This window comes from Mycolicibacterium monacense, assembly GCF_010731575.1.
GTDB lineage: Bacteria > Actinomycetota > Actinomycetes > Mycobacteriales > Mycobacteriaceae > Mycobacterium > Mycobacterium monacense.
In genome coordinates this window covers 3,466,634-3,480,021 of the sequence record NZ_AP022617.1, presented here as the reverse complement: position 1 = coordinate 3,480,021, position 13,388 = coordinate 3,466,634, and the positions used below count along the sequence as shown (strand labels likewise).

The window sequence follows — 13,388 nt, the reverse complement described above, 5'->3', positions numbered from 1 at the left end:
GGCCGAATCATGTTGGGGCAACGTCAATCCCGCGGTCCATGGCACCGTCGTCGACGACCCGGGTCGATCTTGACTACCGACTTTTGGCGGCCCGCCGGATCAGCTTCGCGGTGGCCCGCTCGCGGATCAGCTGACGTTCGTCGGGACGTTTGGCACGTAGTGCCCGGCGTTCGGCGGCGGCGATGGTCGCCCCCGATTCGTAGGCGCTGACCACCCGCGGGTCCACATAGGAGGCCCGCGCCACCGCGGGGGTGTTGCCGAGCGAACCTGACACCTCTTTCATCACCGCGGACTCCACGCGTTTGATCACCGTCTTGTTGACCGGCGGGTCGGCATCGACGAACGCGACGGCCGCCAGTACGGTCCCGTGCCAGGTGCGCAGATCCTTCACCGAGTAGTCCTCGCCCACCAACTCCTTGAACCGGGTGTTGAGGTCATCGGAGCGGATCTCGGCCCACCCGTCGCCATTTCGGCACGCCAGCAGGCGGTCCGGTCGATCCGGATGGCGCAGCAGCGCCCGCACCGACTTCACCACCTCAGGGTCGTCGATCACCAGGCTGCGCTGGACACCGCTCTTGGCGGGATAGTCGAACTCCACGGCCTGGCGCTGCAGCTTGACGTGTTCGCACAGCAGCGTCGCGATGCCGAACGAGTTGTTCTCCTCGGCGTACTGATCGCCGCCGGCGCGGAAGTAGCCGAGGTCGAGCAGGTGCAGCGCGAGCGCCAGCACCCGGTTGCGCTGCCAGCCCCGGCCGCCCAGATCCGCGGCGATCTGCCGACGCATCTCGGGCAGTGCGGACGACATCTGCAGCACCCGGTCGAACTTCTCCTCGTTGCGTTCCTCCTGCCACTTCTGGTGGTAGAGGTACTGACGCCGTCCGGCGGCGTCGGTGCCGACGGCCTGGATGTGCCCGTTGGGGTACGGGCAGATCCACACCTTCTTCCATGCCGGCGGGATCACCAGGGAGTTGATGCGGTCGATCGTCTTCTTGTCGGTGAGGGCGTCGCCGTTCGCATCGCGGTACGAGAAGCCCTTGCCGCGGCGCACCCGGGTCAGGCCGGGGCCGCTGACTACGCTGCGCCGAAGTCGCATCGACACCTACCTGTGATGGGGGTTACGGGTTTGGCAACCGCGGTCGCCGGGGTATGGGAGGCAGACCATGGTGAGCACGAGGTCGGCGCGCGCGAGAAAGCGGTCATCGCTGACGTCACAGCAGCGACCGTCACGGCATCTTCGGCGCGGGCATCACGGTGCTGTCATTCAGCTTCACGACCGGGTATTACCCGGTGAATTACGGAGTCACACGTACGTACCTGCGACTTCCCCCAGCGCCGATGGCTAGCCGGCGAACGGGCTGGGGTAGTCTCGCTTCGATATTGCCGGGAGGTCAGATGGCCGAGGTCGAGAATCAGCGCAACGGGCAGGCCAATGCCGACCGTTCGGTGGAGCTGCGTGTTGCGGCGACGCTGGAGAACCTTGCGGTGCTGCGCACCCTCGTCGCAGCGGTGGGTACCTTCGAAGACCTCGATTTCGACGCGGTCTCGGATCTGCGCCTCGCCGTCGACGAGGCCTGCACCCGGCTGATCCGCTCGGCGGTGCCGCACTCCACTCTCGTCGTCGTGGTGCACCCCAACGACTCCGAGGTCGTCGTCGACGCCTCGACGACCTGTCAGAACACCGACATCCTGGCTCCGGGCAGCTTCAGCTGGCACGTACTGAGCTCGCTGACCGATGAGGTGCGTACCTTCTCCAACGGTCAGGCTCCCGGAGACGGTCAGGTATTCGGCATCTCGATGACGACGAGACGAGCGAGTTCGCTGCGGTGACGCCATCGTCGGCACAGGGTTCGTCGCCACGACAGAACTCTGAGTACTCGGACGTGGCCCCCATGTTCCGGGAACTTCAGGGGCTCACCCCGAGCACACCTCAGTTCCAGCGTCAGCGCGACCGGATCGTCGAACGCTGCCTCCCGCTTGCCGATCACATCGCCCGTCGCTTCGACGGCCGCGGCGAGCCGCGCGACGACCTCGTCCAGGTCGCCCGGGTCGGCCTGGTCAACGCGGTGATCCGCTTCGACGTCGACGCCGGATCGGATTTCGTGTCGTTCGCGGTGCCCACCATCATGGGTGAGGTCCGGCGGCACTTCCGGGACAACAGCTGGTCGGTCAAGGTGCCCCGCCGGCTCAAGGAACTGCACCTGCGCCTCGGGTCGGCGACCGCCGAACTGTCCCAGCGCCTCGGCCGCGCGCCGACGGCCAGCGAGCTCGCCGAGGAACTCGGCATGGACCGCGACGAGGTGGTCGAGGGCCTGGTCGCAGGCAGTTCCTACAACACCCTGTCGATCGACAGCGGCGGCAACAGCGGTAACGAGGATGCGCCCGCGATCGCCGACACCCTCGGCGATGTGGACCTGGGTCTCGATCAGATCGAGAACCGCGAGGCACTGCGACCGCTGCTGGCCGCGCTTCCGGAGCGCGAGCGCATGGTCCTGCTGCTGCGGTTCTTCGAGAACCTCACCCAGACCCAGATCGCCGAACGGGTCGGCATCTCGCAGATGCACGTGTCCAGGCTGCTGGCCAAATCGCTAACGCGGCTCCGCGACCAGTTGCAGTAGCGGGCGCGGTTCACCCTGCAGCGCGGTGAGCGCCGTCTCGACGCTTTCCGACCACGGCAGGGTGGCGTCCGGATCGCAGATCCGCAGCAGCCGGCTGACCGCCGCGCTGGGCACCAGGATCCAGTTGATGTCGGCCCCCGCACAGCGGACGTTCAGGGTGTGCAGCGCGGAAAACCCTGCGGTACCGAAGAATTCGACACCAGCGAGGTCGACTATCAACGCGCCACCGGCGTGCAGCAGCGCGAAGTCGGCGAAGTCCCGGGCGTTGGCAGCGTCGAGCTCCCCAGTCACGGTGACGACCGTGGTGGACGGCAGCGGCGCGGAGGCCTCGAAGCGGGCGGTGTGGCAGATCGTCGGTTCCGTGGACGGGACCGGCTGGATGATTGACGACGACATCTGTGACTCCATCAGTCGAGTATTCGTACTGTGGCTCACGTCAGGGAGAACGGCCCTGCTGACTCAAAACCTTCGGGGCCCGGGCTCGAGTCCGGCCCGGCTCCTACGTCGATGACGTTTGCATCCGGCTGTGAACTCAACCTGTTTCGAACATACGCCGGTAGTCGTGCTTTAGACAGATAGTGCCGCATTTCTTAATGAACGCTTCACACCGCGGGTGAGACTGTTCGTATGTCGGAATTCGGATCGGTCACCGGGGTGCTACTCGCCGCCGGCGCGGGCACGCGGTTCGGAATGCCCAAAGTCCTTGCCCATCAAGGGGAGTGGCTTCGACTCGCGGTCGATGCACTGATCCGGGGCGGCTGTGGCGACGTCGTTGTGGTGCTCGGTGCGGCGGTCGTCGCCGTGCCGCCGCCGGCGCGGGCGGTGGTCGCCCAGGACTGGAGTGACGGCCTGAGCGCGTCGGTCCGGACGGGTGTCAGCGCGGCCGGCGCCGCCGAGGCCGTCGCCCTGCACACCGTGGACACCCCGGACGTGGGGGCTGAGGTGGTCAGCCGGGTCATCGAGGCGGCGCGCACCGCCGACGGTGGTGTCGCGAGGGCTGTCTACCACGGCCGCCCCGGTCACCCGGTGGTGGTGGCGCGGCGGCACTGGCCGGCGCTGCTCGAGTCCCTCACCGGCGACGACGGTGCCCGGTGGTTCCTCCGGCAACGCGACGACGTGGTTGCCGTGGAGTGCGGGGACCTCGCCACCGGTGCCGACGTGGACGAGCGGTGACGCTCACCGGTGTTTGCTGAGCGCCGCTCAGCGGCAGCTGGAGTTGGGCCGCCGGACGCCGACCACGATGCTGGTCTTGGCCCCGATCGATCCACCGGCACGAGGCGACTGCGAGCACACGATCCAGTTGGTGAGGTTGATCTGCTTCTGGGGTGCGCCCGTGAGGTTGATCGAGTTGACCTTCAGATCCTTCTCGTCGGTGACGCCCTTGATCGTGTCGGTGGCCTGCTGCAGGTTCATCCCACGGACATCGGGCATCGCCCACGGCGGTGCGGCCGCGGACGGGGCGGCCAGGGTGATCGCACCAGCGGCGGCCATCGACACAACACCGGCGACAGCGCCGATCTGACGTTTCATACGTGAACACTCCCTCGGTCAGGGTTCACCCTAACCGAGCTCATGGTTGCTCGGGCGCGGCAGTCCGAAAGCTATCAAACCGTTACCAAGATAAGGCCGGCGGACACAGGGAGTCGCTCAGCAAACACTGTGCCGGCGGTTTCCTCCGCGGCTCGCGCCGTCAACTCCCGAGATCGAGTGCGCTGGCGAACCGGCGAACGGCCTCCGTCGCGGCGTCGGCGGCCGCGTCGTGGCCCGCGCGGGCCCGCGCGCAGACGTCTCCGGTCGCCGGCCGGAGCGCGACCTCGGCCAACAACTCCCCGGTGGTGGGTTCACACACCGCCCACCGGTACCGGATGTCCGCGGTCCACTCGGCGGCGGCGAGGTGGACGTGACCGGGATCGGTCTCACCGAGGTCGGCCAGTGCCGGACGGTCGTCCATCAACGCATCGGCGCGCAGCGCCCGCAGATACCACGCACCCGCGTTGATCTCCACCGGTTCCATGTCCTCGCCTTCCCCGGTTGTCGTCGCGTGCACTTTATCGAGCGGTGCGGGCCGCCAGGAATTAAATTCCCCTCGGCGGTGCTGCCGCCGATGCCGACGGCAGGGCCGTCCATGGACAAGGAGAAGAGCAATGCCCACCATCACCACCGACGACGACGTCGAGATCTTCTACAAGGACTGGGGTTCGGGGCAGCCGATCGTGTTCAGCCACGGCTGGCCGCTGTCCGCCGACGACTGGGACACCCAGATGCTGTTCTTCGTCGGGCACGGCTATCGGGTGATCGCGCACGACCGCCGGGGACACGGCCGCTCCACCCAGACGGCCGACGGCCACGACATGGACCACTACGCCGACGATCTCGCGGCCGTGGTCGCACACCTCGATCTGCACGACGCCGTCCACGTCGGCCACTCCACCGGCGGCGGGGAGGTCGCGCACTACCTCGCGCGCCACGGTGAGAGCCGGGCGGCCAAGGCCGTGCTGATCAGCGCCGTCCCGCCGATCATGGTCCAGACCGAGAACAATCCCGGTGGTCTGCCCAAATCCGTGTTCGACGATCTGCAGGCGCAGCTGGCGGCGAACCGTTCGGAGTTCTACCGGGCACTGCCGTCGGGACCCTTCTACGGGTTCAACCGCCAGGGCGTGGAGCCGTCGGAGGCGATCATCCAGAACTGGTGGCGCCAGGGGATGATGGGCGGCGCCAAGGCCCACTACGACGGGATCGTCGCGTTCTCGCAGACCGACTTCACCGAGGACCTCAAGACGATCAGCATCCCGGTGCTGGTGATGCACGGTGACGACGACCAGATCGTGCCGTACGAGGACTCCGGGCCGCTGTCGGCGAAGCTGCTGCGAAACGGCACGCTCAAGACCTACGCCGGCTTCCCGCACGGGATGCCCACCACGCAGGCCGACACGATCAACGCCGATCTGCTGGAGTTCATCCGGTCCTGACCCTCACCGATCGACGAGGAATGCCTCGAAGGCCACCCGGTCGCCGCGGTACAGCGCCCGGACCAATTCGATCGGGTGGTCGGCGTCGTCGACCGTGCGCCGGTTGAGCATCAGCACCGGCATCGCGGTGGTGGTGCCGAGAAGCGCCGCCTCGCGCGGGGAGGGCAGGGCGGTCTCGACCCGCTCGAGCGCCGCGCCGAACTCGACCCCCGACGCGCGGATCGCCGCGTACAGCGAGGTGGTCGGATCGAACGACTCACGCAGCCAACCGAACCGGCGCACGGTGAGGTAGGTGCTCTCCAGGCCGATCCGCTCGCCGTCGGCCAGCAGCACCCGCTCGAGGTGCATCACCTTCGCGCCGCGCCGCACCCCGAGTGCGGTCGCCATCGCACCGTCGGCGCGGACGTCGACCCACGAGACCAGCACGCGGCCGGGTGTGCGGCCCATCTCCACCGCACCCTCGGTGTACGACTTCAGCGAAAGCGGTTGGACGAGCTTGGGTTTCGAGACCACCGTGCCGCGGCCCCGGCGTTCGATGCGGCCCTCCACCAGTAACTCGTGCAGGGCCTGGCGCACCGTTTCCCGCGCCACCCCGAAGCGGACCGCCAGTTCGCGCTCTGCCGGCACCGGATCGCCGACGGCCGATCCGGCCAGCAGACTGTCGAGTTCGGTGCGGATGAGGTGGGTCTTCGACACGCGGATCGCGTCGGTGGTCACGACGAACGCTCATTCTGCCCCGCTGCGACACGTTCGGCCACGGTCACGACCGTCTCGATGTCGGCACCTTGTGCTGCAGGGTCCTTGGCGGCGTCGTCGTAACGCCGCAGGCGGAGCGCGTCGTGCCACCACGGGTGGGCGACCAGTTCGGGGTCGACCGCGGCGCCGCCCTGCCGGTGCAGCGAGGTGATCGAGACGTCGCTCAGCGCAGCGGCGTAACCCGGTTCGGTCGCGGCGAGATGGCGTTTGGCCGCGACGTGGGCGCCGGCCAGCCACCCCACACGGGCGCCGAACCGTGGAGTCAGCCACTCCAGGGCGATGCGGTCGTGCGCCGCGGAACCACCGGCCAACAGCGGACTGTGGCCGATGTCGTGCAGGGCCGCGGCGAGCACGAGTTCGTCGTCCGCGCCGTCCTCGAGGGCGCGAGCCGCCGACTGCAGGGCATGGTCGAGTTCGTCGACGGCCACCTCGTCCCACACCCCGCGCAATGAGCCGAGAAGGGTGACCGTCTGCTCGCGGATCGTCACGGGCCCAGCCTAACAGCGATTGGTCTATACCAATGGTTCACGTGGCGTTCGCCTGGCGACCACCTCGGCGTCGGCGCCCCGTCGCCGGACGGCGGGAGGGTGCGCCCATGCGGGTCATCATCGTCGGCGGCGGAATCCTCGGTACCACTCACGCCATCGAAGCGGTGCGGCGCGGCCATCAGGTCGTCCACCTCGAGCGTGAGCCGGAGGCACGGGGCGCCACCGTGCGCAACTTCGGCCTCGTGTGGGTATCCGGGCGGGCCACTGGGGAACTCGACGCCGCACTGCGCGCGCGGGAACTGTGGGAGGAACTCGGCGCTGCCGTACCCGGAATCGGCTTCCGTGCCACCGGGTCGCTCACCGTGCTGCGCACACCGGCCGAGGTCGCGGTGGCCGAGGAGGTCGCCGCCCGGCCCGACGCCGCCGTCCGCGGGTTCACCCTCGTCGAACCCGAACAGGCTCGCGCATTGAACCCCGCGCTCCGCGGGAAATTCGTTGCCGCACTGCTCTGTTCGAGGGACGCCGCTGTGGAGTCTCGCCGCGCGCTCCCGGCGATGCGAGAGTATCTCGCCGCCACCGGGCGGTACACCTTCCTGTCCTCGACCGAAGCGCGCGAGGTGGCCGGGCAGACGGTGCGCGACGACCACGGCCGGCGCCACGTCGGAGACCTCGTCATCGTGTGCGCGGGTGCGGCCCACGGGGGACTGGTGCGCGAGCTGGCGGGCGACCTGCCGGTGCGCCGGGTGCGGCTGCAGATGATGCAGACGGCGCCGCTGGGCGAGACCCTCCCCACGGCTGTCGCGGACGGTGACAGCATGCGCTACTACCCGGGTTTCACGGGTGCGGCGGCCGACGACCTCGTACGCGGCCAACCGCAGGACGTGGTCGCCGAACAGCACCACATGCAGCTGTTGTGCGTGCAGCGGTTGGACGGCGGACTCACCATCGGCGACACCCACGAGTACCGCGAACCGTTCACCTTCGACGTCTCCGAGGACCCGTACGCCTACCTCACCGGACTCGTCGAGGAGCTGCTGGGCCGTGCGCTGCCCGCGGTCGAGCGGCGCTGGGCGGGTGTCTACAGCCAGTGCGTCGACCCGCACGAGCTTGTGTGCCGCCGGTCGCCGGGCGAGGGTGTCCACGTGATCACCGGTCCCGGCGGTCGCGGGATGACGCTGGGACCCGCGCTGGCCGAACAGACCGCCAACCTCCTCGGCCTGTGACCGCGATTGGTATAGACCAGTTTGTCGGCAGCTGTTCACCTGCGGTTCCACTCGTCGGAACTCTTTGGCCCAGACCACATCGGAAGGTGATCGGCATGCGCACAGAACTCGCCGTACTCGACATGGCAGGCACGACGGTCCGCGACGACGGACTGGTGATCCGTGCCTTCGACGAAGCGGCGACCGCCGTCGGCGTGCCCGAGGACGGCGCCGAACGCGACCGGGCACGCCGGTACGTGGTCGACACCATGGGCCAATCCAAGATCGAGGTCTTCCGCGCGCTGTTCGGCAGCGATGACCGCGCGCAGGCGGCCAACACCGCCTTCGAGAAGGCCTACGACCACTACATCGACGGCGGTGTCCAACCCGTCCCCGGTGCGGCGGAGGCGATCTCGCAACTGCGCGCATCCGGCGTCCAGGTGGCGTTGACCACCGGGTTCAGCCCGGCCACCCAGCAGCGCATCCTCGACACGCTCGGCTGGGACGGGCTCGCCGACCTGGTGCTGGCCCCCGGACCGGGTGTGCGCGGCCGTCCGCACCCCGACCTCGTGCTGACCGCGCTCATGCGCGCCGGTGTCGACGACGTGCGCAGCGTCGCCGTCGTGGGTGACACGGCGAGCGACGTCACCTGCGGGCTGCGGGCCGGGGCCGTCACCGTCGCCGGTGTGCTGACCGGTGCGCACGACGAACGGGCGCTGCGCGCCGCCGGGGCGACCCACGTGCTGGACTCCGTCGCCCGCCTCCCCGAGCTCCTGCTCTCCGCCTGACCACCACATCATTCGAAAAGGACTGTCCGACATGATCAATCGATACGCATCCCTCGCCGCCGCCGCCGTCGCCGCCGTCGCCGCGGCGGCCCTGGCCCTGTCCGGGTGTTCGGGCTCGGACGGTTCCGAGGCGTCCGGTGACTCCGGCTTTCCGGCCACCATCACCCTCGCCGCCGTGCCCGCGGAGAACTCGGCCGACATGCGCGCCAGCTACGACCCGCTGATCAAGCTGCTGGAGAAGGAGACCGGATCGACGATCGAGTTCGTCCAGGCCTCCGACTACGCCGGCGTGGTCGAGGGGATGATCGCCGACAACGTCGATCTCGCGTTCTTCGGACCCTTCGCCTACGTGGTCGCCGGCCTCAACGGCGCCGAGATCACACCGCTCGGCGCCGTCGTCGAGGAGGAGGGCGCCGAGCCCGGCTACCAGTCCTACGGTCTGGCCCGCTCCGACAATGCGTCGGTCAACAGCCTCGCCGACTTCGCCGGTAAGAAGGTGTGTTTCGTCGATCCCGGATCGACCTCCGGATTCCTCTATCCGAGTGCGGGCCTGATCGAGGCCGGGGTGATCCAATCCGGTTCGGAGGCCGACATCTCCGCGGCGATGACGCCGATCTACGCCGGCGGTCACGACGCCTCGGCGCTGTCGATCAAGAACGGTGACTGCGACGCGGGCTTCGCCTTCGACAGCATGGTCGACGAAACCATGGTCCAGAAGGGCGATCTCGCACCCGGCGACCTGAAGACCGTGTGGAAGTCGGAGATGATCGCCGGATCGGTGTTCGCGGCCAACGACGCGCTGGGCGCCGAGGCCATCGACAAGCTCAGGGCGATCTTCACCGAGAAGGCCAACGGCAAGGTGATGGCGGCCGAGGGCTTCTGCGAGGGCGACCACTGCCTGATCACCGACGAGCGCGCATGGGGGGTGGTCGCGGTCGACGACTCCGCCTACGACGGGGTGCGCAAGGTCTGCGAGGTCACGGGATCCGAGAAGTGCAAGGCCTGACCCATGGGCAGCCCCGACCCCGACCACTCGATCGCCGGCGATGACGTCGTGGTCGCCGTCCGCAACGTCACCAAGCGGTTCGGCGACACGCTCGCCCTCGACGATGTCACGCTCGACGTCCACCGAAGCGAGATGCTGGTGCTGCTGGGGCTTTCCGGCTCCGGTAAGTCGACGCTGCTGCGCTGCCTCAACGGCCTGCATCCGGTCACCTCGGGGCGGATCGAGGTCGGCGGCACCCGGGTCGACACGGCAACCAGGGCGGAACTGCGCGGGTTGCGCCGCCGGGTGGGGTTCGTCTTCCAGCAGTTCAACCTCGTCGGCCGGCTGAGCTGTCTGGAGAACGTCCTCATCGGCGGCCTCGGCGCACTGCGCCTACCGCGCTACGGGGCCCTGACCTACCCGCGCGAGATGCGGGAGGCGGCGCTCGGTCACCTCGACCGGGTCGGCCTGGCCGACTTCGCCGGCCGGCGGGCCGACACCCTCTCTGGCGGTCAGCAGCAGCGTGTGGCCATCGCCCGGACCCTGATGCAGCGGCCCGCGCTGCTGCTCGCCGACGAACCGGTCGCCTCGCTCGACCCGGAGAACGCCGGGGTGGTCATGGACATGCTGTTCCGGGTCTGCATCGAGGAGAAGCTCACCGTTGTGTGCACCCTGCATCAGGTGGACCTCGCGCTCGGGTGGGCTCATCGACTGGTCGGTCTGCGCAACGGGCGCAAGGTGCTCGACCGGCCGGCCGTGGGGATGAACCGCGAGGACGTGCTGGGCATCTACCGTCGGGTCGATGCGGCGGCCGCCGAACAGGCCGCCCGGCCGACGTGAACACCCCACTGTCGGCGCCACCGCGCGGCGCAGGACCGCCGCGGCCAGGATCCGGCTCGGCGACGGGGGCCCTTCCCGGGCAACTGATCGCGGTCGGCGCGCTGATCGCGACGCTCGCCGCCGCCTGGTACATCGACTTCGCACCGGCCGCGCTGATCGACGGATTCGACGAGGTCGCGGCGCTCGTGGAACGCATGCTGCCGCCCCGCCTCGACGATCCCGGCCGGATCGGCGGGCTGGCGGTCGAGACGCTGCTGATGGCGGTGCTCGGCACGATCCTGGCCGCTGTCGCGTCGGTACCGCTGGCGTTCATGGCCGCCCGCAACACCACGCCGCACCCCGCGGTCCACGCCGTCGCACGCGCTGTCATCACCTTCTGCCGCGCGATGCCCGACCTGCTGTTCGCCGTGCTGTTCGTGCGGGCACTGGGTATCGGAGTCCTTCCCGGCATCCTGGCGCTGGCCCTGCACTCGATCGGGATGCTCGGCAAACTGTTCGCCGACGCGATCGAGCAGAGCGATGCGGGTCCGCGCGAAGCGGTCCGCAGCACGGGCGTCGGCTACTTCCGTGAAATGATCAATGCCGTTCTGCCGCAGGTTGTTCCGTCGTGGATCGGCACTTTCGTCTACCGGATCGACATCAATCTGCGGATCTCGGTGGTCCTCGGCTTCGTCGGGGCGGGCGGTATCGGCTTCGCTCTGCAGGACGCGTTGCGCGGGCTGGTCTATCCCCGTGCGCTCGGCATCGTCCTGGTCATCCTCGTCATCATCGCCGCGATGGAGGTGGTCTCGATCGGAGTGCGTCGGGTGCTGCTCGACCCGTCGATGTCGCGCCCCCGACGGGACCGCGCCGCCCGGATCCTGCTGGCCGGTGCGGTGATCGCGACCGGCATCGCCGCGCTGATCGAACTGCGGATCAGCCCGTGGGCTCTGGTGACCTGGGTCGGCCCGTCCATCGAGGTGTTCGGGCGGATGTTCCCGCCGAACTTCGGCGCGATGGGCGCCGGCCTGGTCGACGCGGCGGTGCAGACCGTCGCGATCGGCGTGGTGTCGACCGCGATCGGGGTCGTGCTGTCGATCCCGGTGGGACTCCTGGCGGCGCGCAACGTCACCCCGCACCCGTGGTGTCACTGGGCCGCCCGGGGGTGGATCCTGCTGGTCCGTTCGGTCCCCGAACTGATCCTCGCGGTGGTGTTCGTCGCCGCGCTCGGACTCGGCCCGGTCGCCGGGACGTGCGCATTGGCGGTCGGGTCCGTGGGTTTCCTGGCCAAACTGGTGGCCGACGCGGTCGAGGAGATCGATCCGGGGCCGATGGAGGCGGTGCGCTCGGTGGGCGGCGGGTGGTGGAAGACCCTGTTCGCCGCCGTGATCCCCCAGTCGATGCCCGCCCTGGTGGGGTCGAGCCTCTACATGCTGGACGTCAACGTCCGCACCTCGACGATTCTCGGCATCGTGGGAGCGGGCGGTATCGGATATCTGCTGTTCGAGTCGATCCGCACGCTCAACTTCGACGTGGCCGGCGCGATCGTGCTGGTGATCTTCGTCGTGGTGTACGCCATCGAGAGGTTGTCGGGGTGGATCCGGTCGCGCCTGGTGTGAGCCGGGCCGCGGTGTGGACCGGGCAGGGCGTCGAGGTCCGCGAGGTGGCGGTGCCACACGACGACGCGCTGATCGTGCGGATCAGGCTGGCCACCGTCTGCGGCAGCGATCTGCACACCGTCGCGGGGCGGCGGCACAGCCCGTGTCCGAGCGTGCTCGGCCACGAGGCTGTCGGCGATGTCGTGGTGCCCGATCCGCGGCGCGGTCTGGCCGTCGGTGAGCGCGTGGTCTGGTCGGTGACCGCCGCGTGCGGGCAGTGTCCCCGATGCCGGGCGGGCCGCACCGCGAAATGCGCGGTGGTGCGCAAGGTGGGCCACGAACCGGTCGAGGGGGACTGGCCGCTGTCGGGCACCTACGCCGAGTACATCGCCCTGCCCGACGGCGTCACGGTCGTGCGGGTGCCTGCCGGGCTGGACGACCGGGTGGCCGCGCCCGCGGCCTGCGCGACGGCCACGGTGATGGCCGCGCTGGAGGCCGCCGGTGTGCTGACCGGGCGGCGCGTCCTGATCTGCGGTGCGGGCATGCTCGGGGTCACCGCCGCGGCGGCGTGCGCGCACGCGGGGGCGCACGTGCGCGTGCTCGACATCGTCGCGGAGCGGCTGCGGCTGGCCGCGCAGTTCGGCGCCGCTGCGGACACGGGCGGACCGGTGGACGTCGCCGTCGACTTCACCGGCGCCGCGGACGCGGTCGAGGCTGCGATCGCACGTCTGGACATCGGGGGAGTGTTGGTCCTGGCCGGCTCGGTCATGCCCGGCCGTCCGGTGTCGCTCGACCCCGAGCGGGTGGTGCGCAACTGGTGGACGATCTGCGGCGTGCACAACTACGAGCCGCGCCACCTCGGGCAGGCGGTCGCCTTCCTGAACCGCACCCGGGATGCGTACCCGTGGGCCGCAGTGGTGTCCGATCCGGTCGGTCTCGCCGACGTCGCTTCGGTACTGGCGTCCCCGCCGACCGGCGCGCTCCGCGCCGCGGTGGCGCCGTGACGGGCGGCGCCCCGCTCCTCCGGTTTCGCACCGAAGAAGCGGGACCGCTCCCCCTCGGATGGTGAGGCGACTTGTCCCTTACCCGCCTCGTCACCTGGTGCCTGACGACGGGACGCCGCCGTCAATGACCATGTCCCTGCCTGGCCCGTTCGGGCACACAGCAA

The 13,388-nt window shown here is 69.5% G+C and carries 16 protein-coding genes; 10 read left to right on the top strand and 6 right to left on the bottom strand.

The window, feature by feature from the left end:
- Positions 1-73: 73 nt before the first annotated feature.
- Positions 74-1,093 carry a DNA topoisomerase IB gene (locus G6N49_RS16720; RefSeq protein WP_011854973.1) on the bottom strand — a complete coding sequence of 340 codons (1,020 nt, stop codon included), beginning with the start codon at positions 1,091-1,093 and terminating at the stop codon, positions 74-76.
- Between the two features lie 299 nt (positions 1,094-1,392).
- Between G6N49_RS16720 and G6N49_RS16715 the strand changes: the two genes are divergently transcribed.
- Entirely contained in the window at positions 1,393-1,827 is a 435-nt protein-coding gene (locus G6N49_RS16715) for an ATP-binding protein (RefSeq protein ID WP_041924990.1), read from the top strand.
- Positions 1,824-2,615: an RNA polymerase sigma factor SigF gene (locus G6N49_RS16710; protein WP_011558692.1), complete on the top strand. Its 792-nt coding sequence runs from the start codon at positions 1,824-1,826 to the stop codon at positions 2,613-2,615. Before G6N49_RS16715 ends, G6N49_RS16710 begins: the two co-directional genes overlap by 4 nt.
- Here the strand turns inward: G6N49_RS16710 and G6N49_RS16705 are convergent.
- Positions 2,586-3,011 (bottom strand): STAS domain-containing protein, encoded by a 426-nt coding sequence (locus G6N49_RS16705; RefSeq protein ID WP_011854975.1) that lies wholly within the window; start codon positions 3,009-3,011, stop codon positions 2,586-2,588. The genes G6N49_RS16710 and G6N49_RS16705 overlap by 30 nt on opposite strands.
- A gap of 231 nt (positions 3,012-3,242) precedes the next feature.
- On the opposite strand from G6N49_RS16705, the gene G6N49_RS16700 reads away from it, so the two are divergent.
- Positions 3,243-3,788, top strand: a complete 546-nt coding sequence (locus G6N49_RS16700; protein ID WP_011854976.1) for a nucleotidyltransferase family protein — start codon at positions 3,243-3,245, stop codon at positions 3,786-3,788.
- 27 nt (positions 3,789-3,815) lie between these two features.
- Here G6N49_RS16700 and G6N49_RS16695 read toward each other — a convergent pair whose 3' ends face one another.
- Together G6N49_RS16695 and G6N49_RS16690 are read right to left on the bottom strand one after the other, a co-directional pair.
- Positions 3,816-4,145: a PASTA domain-containing protein gene (locus tag G6N49_RS16695; protein ID WP_011854977.1), complete on the bottom strand. Its 330-nt coding sequence runs from the start codon at positions 4,143-4,145 to the stop codon at positions 3,816-3,818.
- A gap of 160 nt (positions 4,146-4,305) precedes the next feature.
- Complete coding sequence (locus tag G6N49_RS16690) at positions 4,306-4,629, bottom strand: hypothetical protein (RefSeq protein WP_011854978.1); 324 nt, start codon at positions 4,627-4,629, stop codon at positions 4,306-4,308.
- Between the two features lie 130 nt (positions 4,630-4,759).
- Here G6N49_RS16690 and G6N49_RS16685 point away from each other — a divergent pair, with 130 nt between their 5' ends.
- Positions 4,760-5,584 carry an alpha/beta fold hydrolase gene (locus tag G6N49_RS16685; RefSeq protein ID WP_011854979.1) on the top strand — a complete coding sequence of 275 codons (825 nt, stop codon included), beginning with the start codon at positions 4,760-4,762 and terminating at the stop codon, positions 5,582-5,584.
- Positions 5,585-5,587: 3 nt separating this feature from the next.
- On the opposite strand, the gene G6N49_RS16680 is transcribed toward G6N49_RS16685, so the two are convergent.
- Positions 5,588-6,301 carry a GntR family transcriptional regulator gene (locus tag G6N49_RS16680; protein WP_064917553.1) on the bottom strand — a complete coding sequence of 238 codons (714 nt, stop codon included), beginning with the start codon at positions 6,299-6,301 and terminating at the stop codon, positions 5,588-5,590.
- Complete coding sequence (locus tag G6N49_RS16675) at positions 6,298-6,828, bottom strand: HD domain-containing protein (RefSeq protein WP_011854981.1); 531 nt, start codon at positions 6,826-6,828, stop codon at positions 6,298-6,300. Before G6N49_RS16675 ends, G6N49_RS16680 begins: the two co-directional genes overlap by 4 nt.
- A 107-nt stretch (positions 6,829-6,935) precedes the next feature.
- On the opposite strand from G6N49_RS16675, the gene G6N49_RS16670 reads away from it, so the two are divergent.
- The 6 genes from G6N49_RS16670 to G6N49_RS16645 all read left to right on the top strand — a co-directional run bounded on the left by G6N49_RS16670 (position 6,936) and on the right by G6N49_RS16645 (position 13,224).
- The gene (locus tag G6N49_RS16670) at positions 6,936-8,051 is read left to right on the top strand and encodes a TIGR03364 family FAD-dependent oxidoreductase (RefSeq protein ID WP_083044691.1); all 1,116 of its coding nucleotides are present in this window, start codon (positions 6,936-6,938) and stop codon (positions 8,049-8,051) included.
- 95 nt (positions 8,052-8,146) lie between these two features.
- On the top strand, positions 8,147-8,818 hold the full coding sequence (locus G6N49_RS16665) for a phosphonatase-like hydrolase (protein ID WP_011854983.1): 672 nt from the start codon (positions 8,147-8,149) through the stop codon (positions 8,816-8,818).
- 31 nt (positions 8,819-8,849) lie between these two features.
- Positions 8,850-9,824 (top strand): phosphate/phosphite/phosphonate ABC transporter substrate-binding protein, encoded by a 975-nt coding sequence (locus G6N49_RS16660; RefSeq protein WP_083044690.1) that lies wholly within the window; start codon positions 8,850-8,852, stop codon positions 9,822-9,824.
- A gap of 3 nt (positions 9,825-9,827) precedes the next feature.
- Positions 9,828-10,643, top strand: a complete 816-nt coding sequence (gene phnC, locus G6N49_RS16655) for a phosphonate ABC transporter ATP-binding protein (protein WP_083044689.1) — start codon at positions 9,828-9,830, stop codon at positions 10,641-10,643.
- Complete coding sequence (gene phnE / locus G6N49_RS16650) at positions 10,640-12,241, top strand: phosphonate ABC transporter, permease protein PhnE (protein WP_064917550.1); 1,602 nt, start codon at positions 10,640-10,642, stop codon at positions 12,239-12,241. The genes phnC and phnE overlap by 4 nt, the downstream gene beginning before the upstream one ends.
- Positions 12,217-13,224, top strand: a complete 1,008-nt coding sequence (locus G6N49_RS16645; RefSeq protein ID WP_083044688.1) for a zinc-binding dehydrogenase — start codon at positions 12,217-12,219, stop codon at positions 13,222-13,224. The genes phnE and G6N49_RS16645 overlap by 25 nt, the downstream gene beginning before the upstream one ends.
- Positions 13,225-13,388: the final 164 nt, after the last annotated feature.